Origin of the sequence: uncultured Caulobacter sp., assembly GCF_937900395.1 — a bacterium.
In the GTDB taxonomy this organism is placed as follows: domain Bacteria; phylum Pseudomonadota; class Alphaproteobacteria; order Caulobacterales; family Caulobacteraceae; genus Caulobacter.
Window position 1 is genome coordinate 1 of the sequence record NZ_CALCDX010000113.1, and the last position, 24,844, is coordinate 24,844.

Genomic DNA, 24,844 nt, shown 5'->3' on the forward strand with positions numbered 1-24,844 from the left:
GCCTGACCGGCGAGAAATCCCGGCCCGACCTGGTCCAAGGTTGGGGGCAAGGTCAGGGTCACGAAGGCACAACAACCCTCTGGGCGAAGTCCGAGGGGCGCCTAATGATCAAGAACGTCTGTGACCATCTTGCCGAACATCTACCCGACAGCAGCTATTGGTCCGCGAACGATGTCGTGCAGGAGCTAATGGAGCACCGGCTCAAAGGCCAACTTATAAGGCCGCTCGTCGCGGGCCTGAATAAGTATCGCCAAAGCGTGGCATGCGCATTCATTTATAGCGCCAAGTTGATGCCGAGCGACCGGCCCCTACTGGACGTTTTCGACTTGACGGAAGAGGATATTCGTCGCGCACGCGAGGAAGATGCGATTGCCCAATTCGTGATGAGAGGTGCAATCCGTGATCCCGACTATGGCGGTGAATACGACATCTATCTCTATAGCGAGACCCAAGCTAAGCGCTTGCAAAATCATCTCGCCACGATTGGCTTTATGGATGTCGAGATTATCGCAAGGCCCGAAGCGGGGATCATGGACGTCGATTTTGCGAAGCGTCCACGAGATGCCGACGAGGCCGAAGAAGATTTCGACAAGAAGATTGCCGCTCGCCGCGAAAAGGAACGGAAACGTTCTGCCGACCGCCGGGCACATAAGGCGCAAAATGAAGGCCGAATACCCGGCAAACGCGGGCGACCGAAAGGTCAATTAAGTTGACATTTTGATCCATCTGATATAGTCACGGCCGCCCACCAACTGACAGGGCGGCTCGGCATTTCAGACCTTCACCGACTAACCATCAGGTGCTTCAACACCCCACGCGGCGAGATCGACGCCGAGGAGTTGGAGCGTTTTCTCGACGAGCGATTGGGCCGTCACAACTGGCTCATGACGTCGGAATGGCTGTTTGCCGATCCGCCGGTCGAGGCTCGACCGGGCTTGCGCTCGGTGCCCGTGGCTTGCCCGCCGATGGCCGCCAGAAAGCTTCGCGATTGGGAAGACTGCCATAGTGGCGCCCCTCGCCTTCTCGGTGAGTGCATCGCCACTCCACGAGAGGCTCGGCTTTGGCGATGGGTGGCTTTTCAGGTCTGGCCGCGCCCGAACGGACTTGGCCTCTTCCCGTGGGAGGCCCGCGTTGCCGTCTGAGGCGATGAACCGCACCTTCGGCTGGGCGACGCCACTGCTTTCACAGCTTGATGAGATCGCGCCCGGCGTCCTGCGTAATCTGCTTTGCGCTGGCGCCGAACGTCGGCAGGTGACGTTCATGGCGCTTGCCATGATGCAAGCCCACGCCGACGCCATGCAGATGGCGCCCCTCGCTGGGGCGCTGGTTTCTGGATCGACAAAGGACGTCCTGTGCCTTGGATTCGATCCCATTCCGATGGGCTTGCTCGCCGTGCTCCGGCGTATGGGTGCGGAGCCACTCTCGTCGCCGCAGCAATACGTCGAGCTTGCCGCGCTGTTCGGGCAAGGCGCCCATCCTGCGGTTTCCGCCCTGCAAGGCGTCGATCAGATCAGCGAGCCATTGATCAATGCCGTCCACATGCTGGAACCGCAGTGGGCATCAGCACCCTTGCTGCGTCGGCTCAACGGCCCGCAAGCCGCGAGAGACGCCAACGCGGCGCTCCATTTTGTCCAGCGCGTTTGTTCTCGGGCAACAACCAACGTCCTGCTGGAGGCCGTCGCGCAATTGCCAGCGGACAAACCGCTCTCGGTCGTGCTGGAGCGCTTCATGCGTCGCGCGGATCGGTTTCCGCCCCATCCGCTGAGCGCTGACGAGGACATCCGGCCTCTGTCGAGCGCCCGCAACTTCATTGAAACCGGCGTCCGGTATCGCAACTGCCTTGCGACCAAACTCGCCGAGGTGCTGGCAGGGATGGCGGCCTACGCGGAATTTCGTGGCGTGTGCATTCTGGAGCTACGTCCCCTCAGCAGCGGTCAATGGCTGCTCTCTGATCTCCACGCCCCGCGAAACGATTTCCTCAACCATGTGATCAAGCAGGCTGCGGAAGAGCAGTGCGAAGCGAAGGGCATCGTGACCATGGCCCGGCCCGAACCGGATAGAGGGTGGCGGGCGTACCGGCGGCTCGCCCGTCAGTCGGAACTCTTCTTCGAAGCCGCGTAGCCTATCCTGCCTGCGTACCGGCCAGACCCGAGAAGTAGTCCTCATCCACGCTGCTGATCACATAGGTCGAGCGGGCGCGAACGCCGACGCCGTGCTGGATCATCAGCTTGGCCAAGGTGGCGCCATTGATCAGCACGATCCGGTGTTGCACGCGGATCAGATACTCCCGAGCCTCGCGGGAGAAGTCAGACGTGGTGACGAACACGCCCTTGTTGGCGCCCTCGCCCGTCAGCGAACCGACGAACCGCTGGATGTCCGGACGACTGACCTTGTTCTCTGGCGCGTAGCGTTTGGCTTGGATGTAGACGGCATCGAGGCCCAGAGCGTCTTCGTTGATGATGCCGTCGATGCCGTTGTCGCCGGTCGCCTTGGTCATGAGGCCGTTGGCGAGATCGCCGCCGCCGTAGCCCATGGCCGCGAGCAGATCGAGGATCAACCTCTCGAACTGCTGGGGAGAGACATCCTGTAGAAGCGCCAGCAGTTCATCGCGCAGAGCGGCGCTCAGCATGGCGTGGGCCGAGGCGATGGCTTCTTCCGGCGTCTGGCTGTCGTCGATAACGAGTGACGGAGAGCCCGTGACCTCGCCGCCGACGCTCTCCGCCTTTCGCCACGCTCGGAAGTCCTCGAACACGTCCAAGGCCTTGTTGTCGATGCGCTCTGGATTGGTGGCGAGGAGTTGGAGCCCGCGATCCGTGACGACGTGCAGGTTGCGCTTGGGCGAGTGAAGCAGCCCAGCCTTGGAGAGATAGGTTCGAGCCCAATGGGCGCGGCTCTGGAGCACGGTGATCCGGCCGCTTGGAATGAGTTCTCGCGCCTCCTCGTCGGAGATGCCGAACTGCTCCTTCAGCCGAGGCACGCATTCGCTGATGTTCTTCGCGCCCTCCGCGAACAGGCGGAGCACGGGCAGCATCAGGGTCTCGTAGTCAGGAACCGGCATCGCCCCTCCACTGCCTCAAGCCTCGTCCTTCAACTCGTATCGCCCGCGCAGGTCCACGTCGGGCGACCGTGTGAACTGCGCGAGCAGCCCGTTCAACGTCGCGCTCGGCTGCACCGCGTCATCGGGCACCAGTGCGTAGCGCCACGGCTTGTCGTCGTGCTTCTTGGCGTGGTGCTCCGTGGCGATGAAGCACCAGAGCGACGCCGCGTCCGCCTTCCGACGGACATCTACGTCGCCCATGTCCGAGCGCCGCTTTGTCTCGACGATCAACCGCTCGGTTTCGGTCTCGACCACGAAGTCGGGTTGGTAGGCGCCACCCTCGCTGTCGAAGATTTTGAACTGGTTGGGGCCGGGCTTCATCCAGAGTTGGACGGTCGGATCGCGTTCCAGCAGTTCGGCCATCTTCCGTTCGGTGTCGGAGTCGAACTTGGCCTGCGCGTAGCAGGCGCGAGGCCCAAACCCAGTGAAGATGAAGCGCCTGATCTCGTTCAGGCGCTCGGGCGGCTTGCGGAAATCACGCACCGCGTCCTTGCCCGAGCCGTCGAAGGCCTGCGGCTTGAGTTCGCTGAAGGCGGCGTTAAGCGTCACGCGGTAGGTCGTGGTGGTCCGCCACATGTTCTGACGCATCTGCGCGAACATCGCCTTGGCCATGTCGCGGCTCCAGCCCTGAAGCGTGGCGCGGACTTCCTCGTCGTCCTTCAGGTACGAGCGCAGATGGGCGACGACCTGCCCCGCAAGGTCGTAGAGGAGCCCGGCGTGGGCGTCGTAGTCGATCTCGTCGAAGTCGATCAGCTTGGCGACGAGGTAATCTTCGAGCCGGGCGGGCACGTCGCCGCCCTCGTCGCCGCTGATCACGGTTTGCTTCTCGGTGCGGAGCACCTGCACCAGTAGCTCGCGCGACAGGGGCTGATAGTTCCAGCTACCGAGGTCGAGCTTGAAGGGCTGGAAGCCGAACGAGACATGATCCTGCGGCGTCACCGTCAGACTCGGGATCGCGATGGTCTTGGCGACGAAGGCCGCGCAGAACTCCTTGACCACGGCTTCGGCGCGCTCGGGCGTCAGGGACGGGAAGAGCCCCTCCTTGCTTCGCTGGATGGCCATGGCGTCGGCGACGATGCGCTTGACGACCTTCTCATCATTCAAGTCTCGGATGGTGGTGACCTGCGTCTTGATCGACGGCAGGACATCGGTCAGCACCGTCTTGGCCAGCGCCACTTCCTCTTCCTTCTGGAAGGTGAAGACCGGCCCCGGCGGTGCGGCCACTTCGCCGTGATCGGCGTCAGGCGCGGCCTCGTAGGTGATGTCAGTCTCGGGCGCCGCGAGCACGCGGTTTAGCATCTGCTCGATGACCGACGGCGCCTCGACCATCACCGGCGTCGTGGAGGCGACATCGCCGCCGTCGCCGATGGTGACGGACTTGAGCTTGTGGATCACGCCGTCAGCGGTTTTGGCCCGCTCGATCAGGTCGTTGAAGCGGTCGTGGGCGATGACCGTCAGGGTGTCCACGGCCTCGACGCCGGTGCGCTTTCCGTAGGGCAGTCGCAGGCCCCGGCCCAGCGTCTGCTCGGTCAGAATGTCCGACGCCGACGCTCGCAACGGAACGATGGTGAAGAGGTTGGAGACGTCCCAGCCTTCCTTCAGCTTGTTGACGTGGATCACGATGTCCGTGTCCCCGCCTTTCTCGATGTTGAGTAGGCGCTGGGCGTTCTCGTCGCTCTCCTCGCCGGTCAGCTTGGAGTGGATTTCCGCGACCCGGCCCTTGTAGCGGCCTTCGAAGAAGGTATCGGATTCGACGAACTCGCGGACGCGGCGAGCATGGTCGGTGTCCTGAGTCACCACCAGCATAAAGGGGTGAACTGTCCGCACCTCGTTCTGCTTGGCGTAGGTCGCAAGCTGGACCTTAACGTGCTCGTGGTAGTGGATGCCGTCTTCGAGCTTGATCCGCTCCAGCGTGTCCTCATCGACAGACTTCGGATCGAAATTGGCGCGCGTGCCGACGGCGGGCTCTTTGACGTAGCCGTCCTCCATCGCGGCCGGAAGGTCGTAGCGATAAACGACGTTCTTGAACGCTGCCGATTTGGCGCCGACGCTCTTGGGCGTCGCCGTCACCTCCAGACCGAGGATCGGCTTCAATTCGGCGATAGCCTTGGCGCCAGCGGAGCCGCGATAGCGGTGGGCCTCGTCCATCAGCAGCACCAGATCGTCGAGGCCCGCCAGATAGCTGAAGTAGCTCTCGCCGATATACTCCTGAAGGCGTTTGATGCGAGCAGCCTTCCCGCCGCGTACCTCCGAATTGATCTTCGAGATGTTGAAGATGTTGATGATCGCTGCTTCCTGACCGAGCAAGTCGGCCCCGCGCACGCCGCGCCCTTCCTCATAGTTTTCAGCGTTGACGATCAGAGGCGGCTGGTGAGCGAAGGCCTCCACGCCCTTGAAGACATACTTGGGACTGGACGGTTGGAAGTCGGCCAGAAGCTTCTCGTAGATCGTCAAGTTCGGGGCCAGAACGAAGAAGTTCCGGCTCTTGCCGGTCATGTACATGTAGCTGACGAAGGCTCCCATGAGCCTCGTCTTGCCGACCCCCGTCGCGAGGGCAAAGCAGACGCTCGGGAAGTCGCGCTCGAAATCCTCGAAGTCCGCGTCGTCCAGCTTCCCGTAGGCAGAGCGTACGGCCTCGCGCGCGGCCTCAACAGCGGTGTCCTTCGATGGCGCGATCAGGTCCACGATGTCGGCGAGGCGTCGAAGGGACTCGGACTGCGGCTTTCGCAGCGAGAGCCGCTGATTGATCTGGGTCTCTGCGCGCTTGGGATCGACGGCCAAGACGCTCACGCCTCGGCCTCCTCGTCCCCGCCGAACAGGCCGGGTTGGTTCGGACTAGCCACTGATCTACGAGGCCGCGCGCCTCCTTCTTCTTGTTCTTCTTCCGGTTCGTCCTCGACGAACGGCAAGGCCTCGATCTTCAGCGAGTAGTCATCCTTGCCCCATTCGCAGCGGTCGAGAATGGCGCCCGGAATCTTCCGGATGGTCAGATTGCCGAAGGCGTCGGCATTGCCGCCTTGGAAGGCTTTGCAGCAGATCAGCAGCGAGCGGTCTGGTCCCACATCTTCCGAAATGGCGGCAAGCTGCTCATGCGTCAGACTGTTGGTGGTGACATAGATGAAATCAGCCTCGGACGAATGGCCGTGCATCCAATAGTACTCGGGCGACGGCGCGTAGTTGAAGCCGAAGTGCTTGCACATCGCCTCCGCCAGCATCTCCGCGTTGTAAGACTTGGAGATTACCCAGTTTCCGAATTGATCCTTTTCCAGCAGCGAGGGTGCCAACTTGAAGTAACGGAAGCCTCCGCCTCCTTTCCAGCCGACTGCTTCGGTGATCCCGCTCTGATCGTTCCCGTCGATGACCTTTCTCATGCGTGGGACAATTAGGTTTTCGCAGTGCTCTCCAAGTTCCACCATAATCCAGCGCCGCCCCATTTTATGGGCGACGGCACCAGTTGTTCCCGATCCAGCAAAGGAGTCCAAAACAATGTCGCCGGGCTTGGTGGCGATTGTTATAATTCTCGCAAGCAACTGCTCGGGCTTCGGCGTTTCAAACGCAGCCTTCTCGCCGAATAGAGCCTCCATCTGCGCTGAGGCATGTTGATTGAGCCCCACGTCCGTCCAGATGGAGGGCGCCGACATCCCTTGCTTCGCTTCTGTTTTGAAGAGCTTCCGCATTGGAGTGGTAGCGGTGCCCTTGGCGCCCCAGAACAAGCGGCGCTCATCCTGCAAGCGCTGCATTTCCTCCTTGCTGTGCCGCCAGCAAGTCCCTTGGCGCGGCCATACTTCCTGTCCAGTGTAAGGGTTCTTTATCGGATAGAAGAGGCTTTGCACAAAGCGCCCCCCCTTCCCATTGGCGGTAGTATCAATCTTACGGAAAGCGCCTCTCTCATCTGGGCCATCGGGCTCCGCAAAGACCTGATACTGCGAGTCTGCCTTTTCTGTGCGCGGCATCAGATTGAAAGCCTCTTCGGCTTTCGTCTTTTTGCTTGTCGCTTGCTTCGTTCGACCCCAGACGAGGATATGGTCGTGCGTCGATCCAATCTTACGGTCGTTGGGCGGGCCGTCCCTCTTTTGCCAACTAATGTCAGAAATGAAGTTCTCGCGACCAAATATGCCGTCGCACATTACTTTGAAGTAGTGCGCTTCATTGTCATCCAGAGAAACCCAGAGGGAGCCGTCTTCAGATAGTAGGTTTCGGATAATCTCTAGGCGATCCCGCATGAGGGACAACCATACAGAATGCTCCAACCCATCATCATATTGCTCGAAGGCGGAGCCGGTGTTGTATGGAGGGTCAATAAATACGCACTTTATCTTTCCGGCATATGCAGACTCCAGCGCCTTAAGCCCGAGAAGATTGTCGCCACGTATAAGAACATTATCGAAGAAATCGCCCTCACGGCGGGCCGCAGAGTGGTGAGAAAGCCGCTCCTCCTCGATCAAGATGCGCGGCTCCAGCCGAGGCCGATGATCCTTCCCGATCCACGTCAGTTCGAGCTTGGTCTTGGCGGACATCAGGCGAGGCTCCAGCGGATCGTAAACAGGGGCGTCATTTCGGGCGTCAGGTTCAGCTTCTCGGCGATCTCGTCGAGCATCCGTTCGCGCTCGTCGTCGATCTCTTTGAGCCGGGTGTATAGCTGGTGTTGCAGATCGTCAGCCTGACGCTTCAAGGCCGCAGCCTCGCGCTGTAGCTCAACCTTCTCTTGGAGGCCTTGCACCGCGCGCGCCTGCTTCTTCTTCTCGCTGGCCTCTTTATTGAGGGCCTTGATCCGCTGCTCGAAAGTGACCTTCGCATCGTCGCGCCAGTTGTCGAGCCGTTCTTCCTCTTCGTTCAGGAAATCACCCAAGCGCGCCTGAGCGCGGCCGACGATTTCGGTCTGGGCTTCATCGAGGATCGCAGTGAGATCGGCTTCCGGCGCGGGCGCCGCCACATCACCGACGAGGCTGGCGGGCACGTCCAGCATCCGGGCCGCTGTCTCGGAATGCACGGGCTGGCCGTCGTCGGTGAACGCCGCGCAGATCAGTTCGTCGAAGGTTCGGGCGGGCGTGTTCAACGTCAGGCGCGCTACGCGCATCCAGCCGCTTTGGCCGCGCAGCGCCGCGACATCGGCCAGATTGCCGTCATAGGCACCGTAGTCGAAGGCGACCTGCGCTGACGCCAATTCACGGCTCTGAGCGCGCGTGACCAATTGGTCGGCGAGGCCGCCATCCGCCAGACGGAAGAAGCGCCAGCCGCGCTCGTCGGCTTCGGGCCATTCCGTCGAGTAGGTCTCGCCTTCGTGGTCGAACCGTTCGACATGATCGGGATGGAAACGAGCCTCGGGCAGTTCAGCGCGCGCCAGCGTGAGCAGCGTGCGCTTGAACTCGCTCAGGGACGACGCCACCGCGCCCTGCCGGATTTTCAGCCGCGAGATGACCTTATCGTCCATCTCGGCCAGCAGCTTGTTCCGGGCCTCGGTCTTGGCCTCGTCGATCTCGACGCTGAACTCTTCTTGCAGGCGGTCGAAGGCCGCGTTGATCTCGTCGTTGGTGCGGCAGGACTGCACGATGTCGAGGATGCGACGCTCGATATCGACGCCGGATTCGATGGCGCCGAGCACCTCGTCGGAGGAGCCGAACACGCCCTCGAATAGCTTGAACTTCTGAGCGAGAAGCTCCGCGATCCGTTCTTCGGCCTTGTTCCGGCAGTTGATGAAATTGATGACGGTAACGTCGATCTTCTGGCCGTAGCGATGGCAGCGGCCGATGCGCTGCTCGACGCGCTGCGGATTCCAAGGCAGGTCGTAGTTGATCAGCAGCGAGCAGAATTGAAGGTTGATTCCCTCGGCGCCTGATTCCGTGGCGATCAGGATGCTGCGGTCATTCCGAAAGGCGTCCACGATGGCCGCCTTCATATCGGCCGTCTTGGAGCCCGAAACGACATCGGTGCCCCGGTGCTTTTCCAGCCACGCCTTGTAGATCGCGGCGCTGTCCTTGTCCGAGTTCGAGCCGTTCAAGACGACGGTCTGACCCCCGAAGCCACTGCGCTCCAGCAGGTCGCGCAGGTAGGTCTGGGTGCGGACGGACTCGGTAAAGATCACCGCCTTGCGCTGACCACCTTTGCCCTCGATCTCGGCCAGCACGCTCGGCAGACAGTCGAGTAGGGCCTTGCCCTTGGCGTTGGTCTGGATCGAGGCGGCGAGGTCGCGGTATCGCGCCAATTCGCTGATCTCGGCCTTCAAGACCTCGGGGTCGATGTCCTCGATGGCGTCGTCGGTCTCGTCTTCGAGCGCCTCGGCCTCGCGCGCGTCACCGTCTTCCCGCCAGTCCTCGGCGGTCTCGGCCACGCCGTCGATGTCGTCGAGCGCTTCCTCGTTGATGGCCAGCTTGCGCTCCAAGCGGCTGACCATCTTGTCCAGCGTCGCGGCGACGGCGAATGACGACGAGCCAAGGATTTTCCGCAGGACCAGCGTGACGAGGTGGCGACCATTCTGGCCGACCGCGAGCGTGTCATTCCGTTGGAGGTAGGCCGACATGTGTTCGTAGAGATCGGTCTCCAACTGAGCAGGTGTGAAGTTGAAGGTCTTGGGCAGGCGGTTGGTGTAGTTGATCAGTCCGGCCTTCTGGACCTGACGACGCAGGGTGCGTTTACAGATCGGCTCCAGCCGTCGCGCCAGAAGCGCCTGTGAAGCGCGGTCCTCGCGCCCACCGAACTCCGCGCGGAAGGCCTGCTCCGAGCCGAAGTAGGTGTCGTCGATGATCGTGACGAGGCCGTATAGCTCCATCAGATTGTTCTGGAGCGGCGTGGCCGTCAGCAACAGCTTCTGGCAACCCGCCAGCGCGCCGCGCAGCACGGCGGCGCGCGAGTTTTCGGGGGCCTTGTAGACGTTCCTCAGCTTATGGGCTTCGTCGAACACGACGAGGCTCCAGTTCACCGCGCGAAGCTGGTCGGCGATCCGGGCGGCGTATTCGTAGGAGAGGATCACAATGCCTTCGCCGCGCCCGAGCGGGTTCGGCTGGCCCGATTTGGCGAGGTCTTTGACCCGCTTGGCGTCGAGGATGACCGACGGCAACGAGAACTTCTCGCGCAACTCGGTCGCCCACTGCTTCCGCAACGAAGCTGGGACGATCAGCAGAAGGTGGCGCTGGCGCTCCCACCAGCGCTGGCTCAGAACCAGCGCTGCCTCGATGGTTTTGCCGAGGCCCACCTCGTCGGCCAGCATCACGCCCCGCGACAGCGGCGAGCGCAACGCGAACATCGCCGCATCGACTTGGTGCGGGTTGAGATCGACGCGCGCCGAGGACAGCGACTGGGTGAGGCCGTCGCTCTCATCCAAGCCTTCACGGGTCAGAAAGTGGGCGAAGTATTTGGCCTGATGGGGCGTGAACTGAGGGGTCATCGTGCTCGGGTGAACTGGGTGAGGCGTCGTAGCAGGTCGCCAGCTACGCCAGCCAACGAGTTCGGAAACCATGTTGCCCGCAAAGCGAAGCTCCGATCAACGTGCGTGCGTAGGTTGTCCACAGGGCGGGCCACATCAATGATGTGCAGCTACGACATCATCGGTCGCAAGCGCTACCGGCGGCGGTCGCGATAAATACCACCATGGACCTCTACGATCTCATGGCCCGCCGAGGCCTAACCCATTCGCGCCGCCACTACTCGACCGAGTGGCTGGGCTTGGCGCCCAACTACGCCTGTCTGCGCGGTGATCGCCCTCCGTCGGAAGCGGCCACGCTGACCCTGATCCGAAAGCTGCTTGATCGCCGCCGCTACATCCTCGCTGCGCGCGTCCTGTGCGCTCTGATCTGGCCCGCGAAGGCTTGCGCGCGATGAGGCGAGGCACTGGTGCATCTGGCTCGGAGAACGCACACCTGTCTGATCCGGATGTCGCCCGCTGGGATGACGCAGATTTCTCTGTAAGCCGAATGGCAGAGCACTCGTGCAACGGCTCGATGCCGCCGGGATATCTGGAAGGCTATGGTGACTACCTGCGACGGATCGGGCTATTGCCGCCGACGCAAGGCGCACGTCCCCGGCGCCAATAGCGCCAATAGCGCCGTTTGCTTCCGGCACGAGTGCCCGAGCAGGGCGGCCGTCTGCTCGGGCCTCATGGAATACCCACGTCAGCGTGAGTTGTTGGACATAGGTCGCGAAGTGCGAAGCTCCTGACTCATGTTCGCCAGCTTCTAATACCCACGAGGCGTGAGTTTGGGGGCATCACTCTGGCGGTCGATATGCCTGCTTCTCCCGTGTGTATAGCCCAACGCGGCGTCTACGTAGCGTTCGGTCGCTAGGCACTGCCGGTGGTCGAGGCCGAAGCCTTTCAGCCTCCTCCCGCACGAGGCTGAACCATTGGACGCGCGCCATCTGCTCAGCGATCATCCGTGAGACTTTCGGACTCTGCTTCTGGCGCCGCAGATCGGCGATTGCCTTCTTCGCCTTCCGCTCTGACCGCTTTAGCCAGCGCCAGAACGCCCGGTCGCCCCACTTTCCGAGCCTGTGTTGCACGATGCGTTGCGCGACGAGCGCACGACGCGCTGTGTGCTTAGCCCCGTTAGCTTCCGCCTTTGACACATCCCGGCGGCTCATCGGCGGCCCTCCTGCTGCTGGAGCCTTGGATTGACCTCATACAGGGCTGGCGCACGCCCAGCCTTGCCATCGGCGCGGACGCCGATGTGGCGGATCAGACTGGCCGCTTCGAGCGTCTCGGCTGCCCTCTTCATCTTGGCGCTGTCAGACAGGTCGCCCGCCGGGCCGAAGACGCCTCGGCGAACGTCTCGCAGGTTGATCTGCTGCGCGCGCGACTTTCTGATTAGCTTAGCCAACCGGGCCGCCAGTTGATCCTCGGCGGGAGCATGCGCGGCTGCCATCGTGCGAAGCGCCATCGGCGCTGCATATTCATCGATGAACTCGATGGCCGCCTCATAGGCCTGCACACTAACCGCTTCGGGCGGTGCGGCTGCGAGCGGAGCTTCGGCCGCCCACCAAAGATGTTCGAAGATCAGCGCGATCCGCATAGCATTACCACGCTGCTTACCGAGCCACTCTGCCCAGACGCCCTCAGCCTCATTGGCCTCTGCGATCTTCTGCTCGATCCACCTCTGAGCCACCACCTTTGCGTCAGGCGTCAGGGGGCATTCATACGTCTCAGTTCCGTCGCCCAGAACGGCAAGCCGTCGAAGCGCCTGCTCCGCAAGTGCGTGGTCGGGGCGAGCCGCCATCCTGAAACCCTGCACGGGGTTCGGGTAGATGAACAGGCATCGGGAAGCAAAGCCCCTGTTCTGTTTGCCCGAGATCGCCGCGCGAATGGTGTCAGGTTGCGCGCCGCCGAGCACGCTGACAGCCAGACGACGAATGTAGACGGTAGGCTTATCTTTGCGGTCAATAGAGTGGCTTCGCGCACCATATGCCTTGAGCCAATACTGCTCGCCTCCGAGGCGGCCAAACCCCGACCACCAAGAAGAAAGCTCATCGTTGACGAGGATGTTGCCTTTTGGACAGTCTGCCGCCCTAACTCCGGCCGCCGCTACAGACACATCGTCGATGCGAATGGCTGTATGGGTGTCAGCCTCAATGCTGTCGAGCAACTGGATGGGCTGATCCATCGCAGGCGATTTACCCGACGAGGGGCCGCCGACCAGCACCGCCCACAGAATTGGCGGTTCGGTCCAAGCCCCGTAGGAAGCAACAATGCTGTTGCCCATCAGAGCGCCTGATATGGTGAGGAGTGATGCGCCAACGTAGTCGATTGGCGCGTTTGCGCCCTCAGCCACAGCGCCAATCCACTCAGACCAGCCCTCACCGAACAGTTGCGTCGGGAAGGGCGACGCAGTAAAGCCCGCCCCCTCCAAAGCGCTCATGTCTGGCCGAGTCCAAGAATAGATTGCATTTTCCGAGTTCATTACAGAACAATTTTCGACATCAGCCTCAATTGGCGGTGCCGATCCACCATTTTCTTTGGATGGGTGTAAACTGATTTTCATTTTATCTCCGCTTAGCGATTTCAGTGGATTTAATCGCTAACTCGGATCGTCATTTTATTCAAAATATTCGAATTGATCAGTTTTTCATTTATCGATAATTATAGAAACAATCCTCGCAAATTTGTCACTTCATGGCCATTCATGGCACCATGGTTAACTCAATTTTTGCCAGTCTCAGCCAATCGCACATGACATGGCACAGCGAACAAAAGCCGACTTGGCCCGACGTCTTGGCGTGCATGAAAGCGATTTGATATCGCGGGCGGAGGCGGCGTTGATACTGGGCCTCACTGAGGGCACCCTAAGAACGAAGGCCAATCTGCACGTCGGCTTCTTTAAGTTGGCGGACTCCCGCTCGTCTCCGGCGATCTACCCGAAACCGTGGGTCGAAGAGTATAAGCTATGGCTAGATGGTCCGAGGAGTAGTAGTTTCTCCTCTGAAAAATCTGGATCAAGGGGCTGGCCGCCACTGCCTAAGATAAGGGAAATATCGCTCAACGAAGCGGTAATGATGATGGATAGATGGCGTTATCGCGAACTACATCTACGCTGTGAGGCGATGTTTCAAGGTGATGAGTCGCGACTAGCAGCGCTCACCAATCACCAGCGCGAAGCAAGATTACTATTTGATCGGAGTGGGGGAAGGCGCTCAGAGAGTGAGGCGGACTTGGCTGGTGCACTTGAGCGAAAAGTTCGTGAGCTTATCGAGCCAGCGGGAACTGCTTCCGACCCTCAGAAGCTCATGCGGCTCATGAAGATTGTTTGGGAGAGTGTGCTTGAGACGGAGCGGGGCTGGCTTTCGAGGATAGCGATCTGACTTAGCGCCGATGGCGCCGATGGCGCCGATAGCGCCGATAGGTTTGGCGTGACGATGGGGTGGACGGTCTTAATCGACGGTTTGCTGGGGCGGGAAAAACCGACCGGGGCGCTCTTTCTTAGAGGGATGGTGGTCGGTTTAACGGGGGCGGATTTGGTCAACGCGCAGCGAACACGAGACCGGATCGCTCGACGTTGACGGAGCCGAGCCATCGGCGACGGCAACGACATGCAGCGATCCGAGGCGCGTCGTAAGGCTGCCGCTCAGCGGCGGCCTGCCGTGAGGCTTAGGTTGCATATAGGTGACGAGCCGTCCGGCCTGCGGCCGGGCGGCGTCGTGGCGAAACGAGAGACGACTGCGCCGTTGGCTTGCCGCCATCTCGCCTCGCCTATGGCTGACGCCATCACCTCGTTACCTGACCTTTCCACGTTTTCCGGCCGCAGGCCCGGTCAAGCACGCCTCGGACGCATTATGCTCAGGGGCCGTCCGAGCCTATTGGCGCTATTGGCGCTATTGGCAGGCTACCCGTGGCGTGACTCAATCACTCGGTTCCTGACACGCCATTCGATGTGCGCCAGATCGAGGCCAGACAACGAGTTCTGTGCGCCGTTTTCAGACCCGGTTTTGTCACGGAGCCGAACGGTGTCTCGCCTCGATGCGCAACCTGATCCGGTCGAGGCTCTGGGCGACCTGTCGTAGCCGACCAAGAGTGATCGTCGTCAGCATGTCGTCGGGGTCTCGACAGACGACTTCCGCCTCACCCCCATGGCGGGGCTGGGCGTGAACACCGCAAAGGCCATGGGCGAGGAGATGACGGACAGCAGCAGCGTCTTTGATCTCATCGACGATCTCGCTGCTCGGTTCCGTCGTCGTCAACCAACGCTGAACGATGGGCGTCCGCGACGATCCGGCCAGACCGCCCAGCATCGCGCTTTCCAGAAAGCCCCAATGCAGCATGACCTCACCCACGGCGGCGAGGAGGTCACGTGCGATGATGTCACTCGTCCGACTGGCGTCCATCCGGGCACCATACCGCCGAGATCAGTAGTGACCATGAACGGCGGCGGTGATGATCATCACCATCAGGGCGACAAACATCGCCACGCAGGCCCAGCCCAGCCACGTCAGCGAGTTGCGAACGCCGCCGCGTCGTTGTTTCAACATCATCGCCCCCCACGATCTCGGCGCCAGCGTAGCGTTCCGACGTACAGCGGCCAACGGGGCGGCCTTCCCCACGCGACCGATCCTGACGGAGCTTGACCATGTCGTCCTCGTGGCGGTTTGGACGATCCCGCAATCCGTGAGAATCTACGCCTTCCCACCAACGACCACGGAGAACCCGCCTGAAGCGCGCCGCCCTGTACGTCAGAGTCAGCACGGACTCCCAGACCGTCGAGAACCAGATCATGGCCCTGACCGAGGTCGCTCAACGGTCGGGCTGGGCCGTGGTGCAGACCTTCTCGGACGAGGGCATCAGCGGCGCCAAAGGACGAGACAAGCGGCCGGGCTACGACGCCCTTCTCCGGGCCGTGGCAAGGCGTGAAGTGGACATCGTGGCCGCATGGTCGGTGGACCGTCTGGGACGCTCTCTCGGCGATCTAGTGGCCTTCCTCACCGACATTCAGACCAAGGGCTGCGACCTGTACCTGCACCAGCAGGCCATCGACACCAGCACCCCGTCCGGGCGGATGATGTTCCAGATGCTCGGCGTCTTCGCTGAGTTCGAGCGATCCATGATCCGCGCGCGCGTCATGTCCGGGCTGGATCGCGCTCGCCAGAAAGGCGTGAAGATCGGTCGGCCATCCATCCCGCCGATCCGGCTCAAGAAGGTCGAGCAAGGCCTTCGCGCTGGCCAATCCATACGGGCGGTAGCCAAAGCAACCGGCGTCTCCACCGCCACCGTCCAGAGGGTCAAGCAGACCATGGCGGCGACGGTGCAGGCGACGGTCTGACCCGACCGTCCGTTGACTGTGACGGCTCCAGATCGGCAGCCTCGGCGTCCCGAGTCTCCCGAGCACCGCCATGGCCACCGACGCCGAAATCACCCACCATAATCATAGTCGCCCGACCGATCAGGCCCTTAAGCCGTCTCGTGTCGGGTGCGCCATCTTCCCCTCAAGCCGTGAACGCCGAGAAGCGCAGCTTTTCCGACTGCTGAAGCGACCAGGGTTCTCAGCAAGTCAGTCCAGTCTTCCACGACGCGGGTCTCGCTTTCGAGACGGCCTTTATGCGCTAAGCGCGCCGTGAATGTCCGCGCCTGTGGCCGCGCGAGCCAGTCCTAGCCCAGATACTTCAACAGGCTCGACGAGGAGAGCGTGCTGATGGTCGCGTAGAGGGCCTCCAACTGCGTCTGGTAGTTGGTGACCAGCACGGCGGCCTGGGCCAAGTCGGCGTCCTTGAGCCGCGACGCTAGGTCGTCCAGCGTGTCGATCTTGCTCTCGTTGCGGCTGATCAGGCTGGACAGCTGATCGGCCTGGACGCCCAGCCCCTCCTGGATCGAGCCGACGCCCGAGATGGCTTGACCGACGAGATCGAAGGCGGCCGACAGGGTATCCGTGTCGTCCGGATTGGCGATCACCATCGAGAGCGCCCGCGCCAGCTGCTCGAACCCGCTGGCCTGGGCGGTCACCGATAGGGAAACCTTCGCGCCGTCCACGCTGGAGAACGTCCGCGGGGCCGAAGCGCCCTGATAGTAGCCGGTGTCGCCGGCGGTGGTCGGATCATAGGCGGCGGACGAGAAATCGACCGGCGCGGCGTCGACGGCTTCGCCGCCGAAGAGATAGACGCCCCCCACCTGGCTGTTGAGCTGGGTCTGAAGGTCGTCCAGCCACCCGCGCGCGTACGAGGCCAGGCTGGCGGCGTCCAGCTTGGAGCCGCTGATCTGCGCGGCGAGCTGGGACTTGATCGTGTCAGCCAGGTCGGCGATGTCGCCGACCGCCGCGTAGGCCGACTGCACATAGGCCGAGGCCGTCTCGGCGGCGGCGTTGTCGGCGGCCAGCCGCGTCGACTGGCTGGAAAGCCGCAGCAGCGACGCCACGTCCGTTCCCAGCCCGCCGAACGCCGTCGACTTCAGACCGGTGGCCTCCTGGGTCTGCTGGTCGGCCAGCTTGGCCTGGGTGCGCAGACTAGCGGCGATCAGGGCGTTCGAATGCGCGAAGGTGCCGATACGGGTGATCATCGCCGCGCCTCAGTTGACCATGTTCATCAGCACGTCGAACAGGTCCTGAACCATCGAGGTCAGCTGGGCGTTGGCCTGGTAGAGCTGCTGATAGGTCTCGAGCTTCGCCAGCTCCTCATCGAGATTGACAGCGGTGAGGTTGGCCAGGCGATCAACCGCGGCGTCATAGGCGTCGCCAGAGGTCTGGGCCTGGCTGGCCGCATCGGAAATGGTGGTCGCGGCCGTCGAGACGAACCCGGCGGCGTAGGTCAGCAGGCTGGACTGTCCCGCCGTCAGATTTCCCGCTGCCGCGAAACTGGTCGACGCCGAGAGCGACGAGGCGATCGCGCTGGCGGCGCCCGTTCCGCCCGAAGCCACAGCGATCTGACCGACGGCCAGGACACTCGCACCGTCCATCGTGGCGGTGGGAAACCGCGACGCGTCGCTCGCGAGCGCGGCGGACACGGCGATGTCCGCGGCGGTCTCGCCCGAGAAGACGTCGTTGAAGCCGAAAGAGGCGGAGAACCCCTCGCCGCCCACCGAGGCGTCGATATCGGCCAGGGCCACGCCGTTGCTCGCCGGCGTCGCGGCGATGGTCAGCTTGCCGTTCGAGATCGACGCGCTCAGCCCGCTGATGGCGTTCAGGCCCGCGATCAGATCGTCGACCGTGACGTAGACGGAAAGGTCGATGTCCTGGGTCGAAACCACCGCGCCGCTGGCGCTGGTCACCGCCACGCGCACGGAGCCCGTCGCGCTGAAGGCGTCGGTTCCCGACACACCGGTCGCGCTGGTCAGGCTGTTGGGCGGCGGGCTGGCCGAGCCGGTGTTGGCGGCCGCATTGACCTGGGCGATCAGCGTCGAGGCCAGCTGGTCCAGTGCGCCCTGTTCGCCGACCAGGATATCGTCGCGCAGCGCGACGAGGCCGCCCAGCGTGCCCGCGCTCAGCGAGGCGGTGATGTCCTTGCCATTGACTGTCACCCCGGCGATCGCGCCCGGATAGACCGTGTCGGCCGACAGGCTACTCGAGGCGCTGTACGACAGCCTGGACACGGAGGCCCCGAGCAACTGTTCGCCCCCCGGCGCGTAGACCATCACCCGGTTGTCCGAGGTCGTGTAGGTCGACACCCCCATCAGCGACGATAGCGTGGTCACGGCGGCGGCGCGGCGATCCTCAAGATCGCTGACATCGCCGCCGGACGCGGTCGTGCTGACGATCTGGTCGTTGAGCGCCTTGATCGTGTCGAGCGCGCCGTTGATCGTATCGACCGTCTCGGCGATCTGAAGATTGGCCTGGCTCCGCAGGGCCTGGATCTCGCTCGACAGCGAATGGATCGACGAGGCCAGGCTGGTGGCCGTCGACACCGCCGAGGCCTTGGTGGCGGCCGTGCTGGACGAGGCCAGGCCGGTCAGCGCCGTCTGGAAAGCGGTCAGCAGGCTGGAGACATCGTCGCCGCCGTCCACCGTCCCCAGGCTGGCGTCGTAGGACTGGAGGTAGGTGTCGATCACCGCGTCGCGCCCGTCGGCCGCCGCGGTCTTGTCGACGGCCTTGGACAGATAGGCGTCGGCCGCGCGGGTCAGCGTCGCGCTCGAGACCGCCAGGGTCTGGGTCGTCGCGGTCGTCGTGACGGTCTTGCGGCTGTAGCTGGCGTTGTCGGCGTTGGCGACATTCGTCTGCGACACGGCGATCTGGTACTGCGCCGTCGTCAGGGCCGCGCCGGCCGAGGACAGGATCGACGTCAGCGACATGACCGCTAGCGCTCCCCTCGCGCGGCGAGTCCGCCATAGCCGTCGATCGCGCGAAGGCCGCGGTTCACGGCCGTCAGCTGAGCGCGCTTGGCCTCCATCTCCTCGGCGAGACGCGCCATCCGCCCGTCCAGCGCCCGCCTCACGTCGTCCAGATTCGACAGCATCAGCAGCCGCGCATCGCCCGTCAGGCCATCGAGCTGCCGCGCGACGGCGCGGGCCAGGACGATCGCGTCCTCCACCGTCTCCACTACGGGCGCCTGTCCCTCGACCTCGCGGGCGGCCCGCGCCCTGGCGGCCAGTTTCTCGAACGTCTCCATGGCTAGCGCACAGCCTGGATCAGGGAGTCGAACATGTCGCCGGCCGTGCTGACCACCTGCGAGGCGGCCGAATAGGCCTGCTGGGCGATGATCATCTTGTTGAACTCGGTGGCGATGTCGGTGGTGGAGCCTTCCAGGGCGCTGGCCACCAGCGAACCCGCGCCGCCCTCGCCCGGCAGGTTCAGGTGCACCTGGCCCGCGGCGCTGTTCTCGTCATAGGTCGTGCCCGAGACGAGGGTCAGGCCGTTCGGGTTGCTGAAGGTGGCGATCGGGATCTGATAGATCGCCAGGCTGATGCCGTTGTCGAAATTGGCGGTGACCAGACCGTCGGAGTCGATGCTGATCCCCGACAACTCGCCATACAGCGCGCCATCCTGCTCGGTCTGGACGTCCTCGAGACCGATGGTGGACGAGGTCGAGGCGTATTGCGTCACGCCGTCCGTGCCGCCGATCTCGCCGATATCCAACGCGACCGCGCTGTCGGCGGCGCCGCTGCTGAACCCCGTGACCGTGAAGTCGAGGGTCGGCGTCACCGAGCCCAGCGAGCCGTCGGTATTGAAGACCACCGTGTACGGACCGCCGCTGATCGTCCCCGACTGGGTCGTGCCGTCGGAGGTCAGCACAGGGTCGGACAGTGTCAGTTCCCAGGTGTTGTCGGCGGTCTTGGTCCAGGTCTGGCCGACCGTGTGGCTAACGCCCAGCGAGTCGATCATCTGCATGCTGGTGGTCAGGGCCGCGCCGACCTCGGCGTCGGCGGGCACATTGGCGCTCATCTCGATCTCGGTGGTCGCCTTGGCGGTGCCGCCGATCGAGGAGAGGTTGATGGCCGAGAGCCCGGTCAGGTCGTTGGTGTTCGACGCCAGGACATTGCCGTCGGCGTCCGTCGGCCAGCCCATCAGGTAGAAGCCTTCGGTATTGATCAGATAGCCGTCGGCGTTGGTCTCGAAGCTGCCGTTGCGCGTGTACATGTCCTCCGAGGCGGCGGCGGTCGGATCGTTGGTCACGACAAAGAAGCCGGCGTCCTGGATGGCGACGTTAGTGGCGACGCTGGTCGAGGTGACGGTCCCCTGGACCGACATGGCCTGGCTCGACTTGGCGGTGACCGCGCTGGTCGAGGTGGACGAGCCTTTCCCGCCGCTGACCAGGGCCTGGAAGTAGACGTCGGTGGTCTTGTAGGCCGTGGTCGACGAGTTGGCGATGTTCTCGGAAATGGCCGAGAGGGCCCGGCTCTGGGCGGTGAGGCCCGAGACGGCGGTCGAAAGGGCGGCTGAGAGCGACATGGATCAGCTCTCCGAGGCCAGCAGCGAGACCTGGGTCAGCACGTTCGACATCGTGTCCGACATCGTCGTCAGCGTGTCGTTCATGCTGATCTGCTGCTCCAGCGACGAGTAGGTCGCCAGCTGGCTGGTGAACTCGGTGGGATCGCTGGGATCCAGCGGGTTCTGCTTCTCCAGCTGGGTCATCAGCAGCTTCAGGAAATCGGTCGTGCCCAGCTTCAGCGAGCTCGAGGACGACGACGTCGTGCTGGTCGTCGTCGCGGCGCTGGTCGCGGAGGTGATGGCGGTCATCGGAGGCCTCGAGGGTTCCAGAGGTGCGACGCCCTGGCGGCGCCGATGACCTTTTGAACGGAGGCTCCCCATCGGATGGGGCGCGGAAACTTTCGAAAATCGACGTCGAAAAACACCGCCCCATCCGGGTGGGGCGCGCCGTTCAATCCGTGAAGCCCGTCCGCGAAGAACCGTGGGCGACGCCTCCCGGTCGGGACTTCCCCCGCCCGGCTTCCGAAGAGAAGCGGATTAGAAAATGCCTGTTATCTCGACCAACACGGCGGCCAACACCGCCCTGCGCTACCTGAACAACAACTCAGCGGCGCAGAGCGAATCCCTGGCCAAGCTGTCGAGCGGCTCGCGGATCGTGAGCGCGAAGGACGACGCCTCCGGCCTCGCCATCGCCACGTCCATGAACGCCGACATCTCCGCGTTGAACCAAGCCGCCACCAACGTCACCAGCGGCACTTCGGTGCTCAACACGGCCGACGGCGCCCTGTCCAACATCGCTGACATCCTCACCCGGATGAACGCGCTGACGGCCCAGGCGCAGTCGGGCAGCTCCAGCGATGATGACCTCTCCTACATCACCGCGGAGTACGCGCAGCTGACGGAAGAAATCGACGACATCGCCACCACAACCACGTTCAACGGTGTGGCCCTGCTCGACGGGACCAGCTCCTATTCGAGCGGCGTCGATTTCCTGGTCGGCACCTCCAGCAGTGACGTCATCACGGTGACTCTGGACGGGGCCGATACCGCCGCCTTGGGGCTGACCACGACCGCCATCACGGATTCAACCACCGCCAAAGCGGCGATGGACGAAATCGACGCGGCGATCACCCAGGTCTCCGAAATGCGAGCCAACGTCGGCGCAAGCCTGTCGCGGTTCGAGTTCCGGGGCGACGTGATCAGCACCTCGCTGGAAAACCTGCAGTCGGCCAAGTCGTCGATTTCGGACGTCGACATCGCCACCGAGCAGACCAACTTCACCAACTATCAGACGCTGACCAGCGCCGCGATTTCGGCCCTCTCCCAGGCCAACTCGATGAGCCAGTCGCTTCTGAAGCTGCTGCAGTAGTCGGCTCAACTGGCGGGAGGGCCTTAAGCGTCCTCCCGCCGCACTTTCGGCTCCCCCATGACCAGCACCAGCACGGTTTCGAGCAGCGGCTCGGCCACTTACCTTACCGGCACGATCTCAGGCCTGGACACCGACGCCCTCATTGAGGCGGCGGTCAGCCAGAAGACCGCGCGCGCCGACACACTCGACGCGAAGGTCACGGCCAACACGACGAAGATCAGCGCTTACCAGACGCTGCAAGGCCTGCTGGCCGACGTGACGAGCGCCATGTCATCGCTGAAGTCGACGGCCTACAGCAGCCTGTCGACGAGCACCGGCAACGCCTTCGACGATAAGAGCGCCTATCTGACCGCGTCGGACGGCTCGGACGCGACCGACATCATCGCCGTCAGCGCCGATCCCGACGCGGTCGCGGCCAGCTATTCGATCACCGTCACACAGCTGGCCAAGGCGATGAAGGTGGCGTCGGACAGCCACGACACCGCGACCGCGCTCGGCGCGAGCGGCGACTTCACGATCGGCGTCACCGGCGGGACCTTTGCGACCATCGCCGTGACCTCGGACATGACGCTGTCGGACTTGGCCGAGGCCATCAACGACCAGAGCGACGCGACCGGCGTCAGCGCCACCCTGCTGAAGGTCTCAAGCGGCGCCTACAGGCTGGTGCTGTCGGCCGCCGACACCAATGTCGATATCGAGGTCTCCGACGCCAGCGGCGCGGCGACGGCGATCGACCTCTTGGACGCTGACGGCGACTTCGCCAACGTTCTGCAGGCGGCCCAGCCGGCCATCGCCACCCTCGACGGAGTCGAGATCACCAGCGACGGCAACCAGCTGACCGACACCATTCCAGGTCTATCGATCTCGCTTCTTCAGGCGACCGCCTCCGACCAGACCGTGACCCTCGACATCGAGGCGGACTACTCGGACATAAAGACCGCCATTACGGACTTCATCGACGCCTACAACGCCTTGCGCGACTTCGTGGACACCAACTCCGAGGTCTCGGCCGACGGCACGGTCGACGAGGACGCCGTGCTGTTCGCCGACTCGCTGCTCCGGGGCGTGACCAAGCAGCTCTCGTCGATCCTGGGCGACGACGCCGGATCGGCCGCCGACGGCGTGACCAACCTCGCGGCCCTCGGGATCACCCTGAACGCGGACAACCAGTTGGAGCTCTCGGACGAAACCACGCTGGACAATCTGCTGCTCTCCAACCTGGACAGCCTGCGGAGCTTCTTCGAAAGCAAGTTCACCACCAACGACAGCGCGCTGAAGCTGCTGAAGAACGCCAGCACGGCCTCGCTCGACTTTACCCTGGACGTGACGGTCACGGACGGCGCGATCAGCGACGTGACGGTCGGCGGCCAGAGCGGCCTGTTCACCGTCTCCGGCAGCCGCATCGTCGGCGCCGCCGGCACGATCTACGAAGGACTTTCGTTCGCCCTCGTCGCCGACGAAAGCGTCTCGATCGACGTCACGCTGACCCAAGGCTTCGCCGACCTCGTCACCACGCGGCTCGACGCCTACGCCAACGCGTCCAGCGGCGTGATCCAGAGCGAGATCGAGCGGCTCAACGACGCCAACGGCGATCTCTCCGACAAGTCGACCCAGATCCGCGACGACGCCGAGTCCTACAGGACCCGGCTGATCGCGAAGTACTCGGCCATGGAGCAGGAGCTCTACGCCGCGCAGGTCCTGCAACAACAGATCAAAGCCATCCTAGGCAGCTCGAGTGATACCGATGAATAGCAACCAAGCCATCCGGGCCTACAAGGCCTCGAAGCAGCTCAACCAAAATCCCCGAGACGTCCTGACGGCCGTCCATGAAGAGCTCTATCGCGCCATATCGTCGGCAAAATATGCCCATGAGCAAAATACGCTCGATCACATGTGCGTTCATCTTGGCAAGGCAGTACAGATACTGACCGTACTTGCTACAACTTTGAATTTTTCCGCAGTGGGCGGAGATGGAGAACGCCTGCAACGATATTACCTAAGGTTGCTGAATCTGCTGAATCGGAATGAAAAGGGCTCGAACAGGTCGCTCGCGTATCAACAAGCAATAGATTTGTTGCAGCCCCTATGCCATGAATTTCGAAATGCTAGATAAGAACAGTTTGATTCAATAACGCAAAATATCTCCTCGTTTCTCAGATGAATATTTGTTACTGGCACGTCGATTGCTTCAGCCTCCGTGACAGAAATCGCGAAGCTGGGCCAGGCACATGCTCAATCAACCTGAGAAGACCGAAGAGACCGATCGCCATGCTTGGGCGGATGAGATCCTGTTCGACGCGGCGCGCGGCGGCGACGAGAAGGCTTTCCGCGTCCTGGTCGATCGACACGCCCGGGTCGTGCGCCGGCTCGCGCTCAGCATTCTGGGCGACGCCCACGACGCCGAGGACATCGCCCAGGAAGCCTTCGTCGCCGCCTGGCGCGCCAGGGAGAGCTGGAAGCCCGAGGCGCGCTTCACGACGTGGCTGCATCGCATCGCGGTCAACAAGGCGATCGACCGCTATCGCGGCCGTCGCGCGACGCCAGAACCCGCCGAGGTCATCACCCGCCTGGCCGACGCTTCGCCCTCGGCGCCGACGGAGGACCAGCAGCAAGCCCTCGAGCGTCGTGAAAGCGCGCGCTCGCTGCGTGATTGCCTGGGACGCCTGCCCACCAGCCAGCGTCAGGCGCTGACGCTGTACTATTTCGAAGACCTGGACGTGGCGAGAATAGCCGGCGTCCTCAACACCACCGAACAGGCCGTGCGCTCGCTCCTCAAGCGGGGTAAGCAAGCGCTACGCCTCCTCATTCAAAGGCAGAAGAGCCTTGGCCCTCATGGATCTTTCGGTTTTTCGTCAGCGGCTGTCGACACTGGGCGCTGATCTCGGCCGCTGGCCCGACGGCGACGAGGCGGTCGCCTTGCTCGCGGTGTCCGACGAAGCTGTCGCCTTGCTGGCCGCCGCCCTGAGCGAGGGCGCCGAGACCGGCTCAGACAAGCTCGATTCCGCGCTAACAGACGCCGTTTTGGACGCCACGTTGGGACGTCCCGTCGACTAGTCTTGCATCGCGTAACGCCCCGCTACGCCAGATTACGGGGCGCCGCGCGGCGGAAATAACCCG

General features: G+C 63.1%; 19 protein-coding genes and 1 pseudogene. 9 read left to right on the forward strand and 11 right to left on the reverse strand.

All coding sequences use genetic code 11. The annotated features are described in order from the left end of the window. Together Q0379_RS09615 and Q0379_RS09620 are read left to right on the forward strand one after the other, a co-directional pair. Positions 1 to 713: hypothetical protein (locus Q0379_RS09615; protein WP_299007623.1), on the forward strand; the 713-nt coding region annotated here is incomplete at its 5' end. Positions 714 to 1,146: 433 nt separating this feature from the next. Next, entirely contained in the window at positions 1,147 to 2,121 is a 975-nt protein-coding gene (locus Q0379_RS09620) for a hypothetical protein (protein ID WP_299007625.1), read from the forward strand. A 1-nt stretch (position 2,122) separates the two neighbouring features. On the opposite strand, the gene Q0379_RS09625 is transcribed toward Q0379_RS09620, so the two are convergent. The 4 genes from Q0379_RS09625 to Q0379_RS09640 are packed head-to-tail and all read right to left on the reverse strand — an operon-like array spanning position 2,123 to position 10,478. Then, entirely contained in the window at positions 2,123 to 3,058 is a 936-nt protein-coding gene (locus Q0379_RS09625; RefSeq protein WP_299007626.1) for a restriction endonuclease, read from the reverse strand. Between the two features lie 15 nt (positions 3,059 to 3,073). Continuing rightward, positions 3,074 to 5,887 (reverse strand): DEAD/DEAH box helicase family protein, encoded by a 2,814-nt coding sequence (locus Q0379_RS09630; RefSeq protein WP_299007628.1) that lies wholly within the window; start codon positions 5,885 to 5,887, stop codon positions 3,074 to 3,076. After that, the gene (locus Q0379_RS09635) at positions 5,884 to 7,614 is read right to left on the reverse strand and encodes a site-specific DNA-methyltransferase (RefSeq protein WP_299007631.1); all 1,731 of its coding nucleotides are present in this window, start codon (positions 7,612 to 7,614) and stop codon (positions 5,884 to 5,886) included. Before Q0379_RS09635 ends, Q0379_RS09630 begins: the two co-directional genes overlap by 4 nt. Next, a complete protein-coding gene (locus Q0379_RS09640; protein WP_299007635.1) occupies positions 7,614 to 10,478 on the reverse strand; it encodes an SNF2-related protein in 2,865 nt (954 codons plus the stop codon). Before Q0379_RS09640 ends, Q0379_RS09635 begins: the two co-directional genes overlap by 1 nt. Positions 10,479 to 10,681: 203 nt before the next feature. On the opposite strand from Q0379_RS09640, the gene Q0379_RS09645 reads away from it, so the two are divergent. After that, positions 10,682 to 10,912: a hypothetical protein gene (locus Q0379_RS09645; RefSeq protein ID WP_299007637.1), complete on the forward strand. Its 231-nt coding sequence runs from the start codon at positions 10,682 to 10,684 to the stop codon at positions 10,910 to 10,912. A 752-nt stretch (positions 10,913 to 11,664) separates the two neighbouring features. Here the strand turns inward: Q0379_RS09645 and Q0379_RS09650 are convergent. After that, positions 11,665 to 12,939 (reverse strand): DUF3987 domain-containing protein, encoded by a 1,275-nt coding sequence (locus Q0379_RS09650; RefSeq protein WP_299007640.1) that lies wholly within the window; start codon positions 12,937 to 12,939, stop codon positions 11,665 to 11,667. A 1,567-nt stretch (positions 12,940 to 14,506) separates the two neighbouring features. Further along, a complete protein-coding gene (locus Q0379_RS09655) occupies positions 14,507 to 14,899 on the reverse strand; it encodes a hypothetical protein (protein ID WP_299007643.1) in 393 nt (130 codons plus the stop codon). A gap of 308 nt (positions 14,900 to 15,207) precedes the next feature. On the opposite strand from Q0379_RS09655, the pseudogene Q0379_RS09660 reads away from it, so the two are divergent. Next, a pseudogene (locus Q0379_RS09660) lies at positions 15,208 to 15,831 on the forward strand (recombinase family protein); the annotation flags it as partial. A 326-nt stretch (positions 15,832 to 16,157) separates the two neighbouring features. On the opposite strand, the gene Q0379_RS09665 reads toward Q0379_RS09660, so the two are convergent. From Q0379_RS09665 to Q0379_RS09685, 5 genes are read right to left on the reverse strand one after another with little or no spacing between them, the layout of a single operon-like run. Next, the gene (locus Q0379_RS09665; protein WP_299007646.1) at positions 16,158 to 17,057 is read right to left on the reverse strand and encodes a flagellin; all 900 of its coding nucleotides are present in this window, start codon (positions 17,055 to 17,057) and stop codon (positions 16,158 to 16,160) included. A gap of 9 nt (positions 17,058 to 17,066) precedes the next feature. Beyond that, a complete protein-coding gene (gene flgK, locus Q0379_RS09670) occupies positions 17,067 to 18,782 on the reverse strand; it encodes a flagellar hook-associated protein FlgK (protein WP_299007649.1) in 1,716 nt (571 codons plus the stop codon). A 5-nt stretch (positions 18,783 to 18,787) separates the two neighbouring features. After that, the gene (locus tag Q0379_RS09675; RefSeq protein WP_299007651.1) at positions 18,788 to 19,099 is read right to left on the reverse strand and encodes a hypothetical protein; all 312 of its coding nucleotides are present in this window, start codon (positions 19,097 to 19,099) and stop codon (positions 18,788 to 18,790) included. 2 nt (positions 19,100 to 19,101) lie between these two features. Further along, positions 19,102 to 20,379, reverse strand: a complete 1,278-nt coding sequence (gene flgE / locus Q0379_RS09680) for a flagellar hook protein FlgE (protein ID WP_299007653.1) — start codon at positions 20,377 to 20,379, stop codon at positions 19,102 to 19,104. Positions 20,380 to 20,382: 3 nt separating this feature from the next. Beyond that, positions 20,383 to 20,667, reverse strand: coding sequence for a flagellar hook capping FlgD N-terminal domain-containing protein (locus Q0379_RS09685; protein ID WP_299007655.1), 285 nt, complete (start codon positions 20,665 to 20,667; stop codon positions 20,383 to 20,385). A gap of 235 nt (positions 20,668 to 20,902) precedes the next feature. Here Q0379_RS09685 and Q0379_RS09690 point away from each other — a divergent pair, with 235 nt between their 5' ends. The 5 genes from Q0379_RS09690 (at position 20,903) to Q0379_RS09705 (ending at position 24,781) form a co-directional block, all read left to right on the forward strand. Further along, on the forward strand, positions 20,903 to 21,727 hold the full coding sequence (locus Q0379_RS09690; protein WP_299007658.1) for a flagellin: 825 nt from the start codon (positions 20,903 to 20,905) through the stop codon (positions 21,725 to 21,727). Positions 21,728 to 21,784: 57 nt separating this feature from the next. Next, positions 21,785 to 23,479 carry a flagellar filament capping protein FliD gene (gene fliD / locus Q0379_RS09695; protein ID WP_299007661.1) on the forward strand — a complete coding sequence of 565 codons (1,695 nt, stop codon included), beginning with the start codon at positions 21,785 to 21,787 and terminating at the stop codon, positions 23,477 to 23,479. Next, the gene (locus tag Q0379_RS24180) at positions 23,472 to 23,840 is read left to right on the forward strand and encodes a flagellar protein FliS (protein ID WP_366519314.1); all 369 of its coding nucleotides are present in this window, start codon (positions 23,472 to 23,474) and stop codon (positions 23,838 to 23,840) included. Before fliD ends, Q0379_RS24180 begins: the two co-directional genes overlap by 8 nt. Positions 23,841 to 23,955: 115 nt before the next feature. Continuing rightward, the gene (locus Q0379_RS09700; RefSeq protein ID WP_299007664.1) at positions 23,956 to 24,606 is read left to right on the forward strand and encodes a sigma-70 family RNA polymerase sigma factor; all 651 of its coding nucleotides are present in this window, start codon (positions 23,956 to 23,958) and stop codon (positions 24,604 to 24,606) included. Then, entirely contained in the window at positions 24,551 to 24,781 is a 231-nt protein-coding gene (locus Q0379_RS09705) for a hypothetical protein (protein ID WP_299007667.1), read from the forward strand. Before Q0379_RS09700 ends, Q0379_RS09705 begins: the two co-directional genes overlap by 56 nt. Positions 24,782 to 24,844 lie beyond the last annotated feature (63 nt).

Bases quoted from the DNA above. Each gene is read 5' to 3' on its own strand.
- Q0379_RS09620 (WP_299007625.1), top strand. From the start codon at position 1,147: ATGAACCGCACCTTCGGCTGGGCGACGCCACTGCTTTCACAGCTTGAT.
- Q0379_RS09625 (WP_299007626.1), bottom strand. From the start codon at position 3,058: ATGCCGGTTCCTGACTACGAGACCCTGATGCTGCCCGTGCTCCGCCTG.
- Q0379_RS09635 (WP_299007631.1), bottom strand. From the start codon at position 7,614: ATGTCCGCCAAGACCAAGCTCGAACTGACGTGGATCGGGAAGGATCAT.
- Q0379_RS09640 (WP_299007635.1), bottom strand. From the start codon at position 10,478: ATGACCCCTCAGTTCACGCCCCATCAGGCCAAATACTTCGCCCACTTT.
- Q0379_RS09645 (WP_299007637.1), top strand. From the start codon at position 10,682: ATGGACCTCTACGATCTCATGGCCCGCCGAGGCCTAACCCATTCGCGC.
- Q0379_RS09650 (WP_299007640.1), bottom strand. From the start codon at position 12,939: ATGAGCGCTTTGGAGGGGGCGGGCTTTACTGCGTCGCCCTTCCCGACG.
- Q0379_RS09655 (WP_299007643.1), bottom strand. From the start codon at position 14,899: ATGGACGCCAGTCGGACGAGTGACATCATCGCACGTGACCTCCTCGCC.
- Q0379_RS09665 (WP_299007646.1), bottom strand. From the start codon at position 17,057: ATGATCACCCGTATCGGCACCTTCGCGCATTCGAACGCCCTGATCGCC.
- flgK (WP_299007649.1), bottom strand. From the start codon at position 18,782: ATGTCGCTGACGTCGATCCTGTCCTCGGCCGGCGCGGCCCTGACGACG.
- Q0379_RS09675 (WP_299007651.1), bottom strand. From the start codon at position 19,099: ATGGAGACGTTCGAGAAACTGGCCGCCAGGGCGCGGGCCGCCCGCGAG.
- flgE (WP_299007653.1), bottom strand. From the start codon at position 20,379: ATGTCGCTCTCAGCCGCCCTTTCGACCGCCGTCTCGGGCCTCACCGCC.
- Q0379_RS09685 (WP_299007655.1), bottom strand. From the start codon at position 20,667: ATGACCGCCATCACCTCCGCGACCAGCGCCGCGACGACGACCAGCACG.
- Q0379_RS09690 (WP_299007658.1), top strand. From the start codon at position 20,903: ATGCCTGTTATCTCGACCAACACGGCGGCCAACACCGCCCTGCGCTAC.
- fliD (WP_299007661.1), top strand. From the start codon at position 21,785: ATGACCAGCACCAGCACGGTTTCGAGCAGCGGCTCGGCCACTTACCTT.
- Q0379_RS24180 (WP_366519314.1), top strand. From the start codon at position 23,472: ATGAATAGCAACCAAGCCATCCGGGCCTACAAGGCCTCGAAGCAGCTC.
- Q0379_RS09700 (WP_299007664.1), top strand. From the start codon at position 23,956: ATGCTCAATCAACCTGAGAAGACCGAAGAGACCGATCGCCATGCTTGG.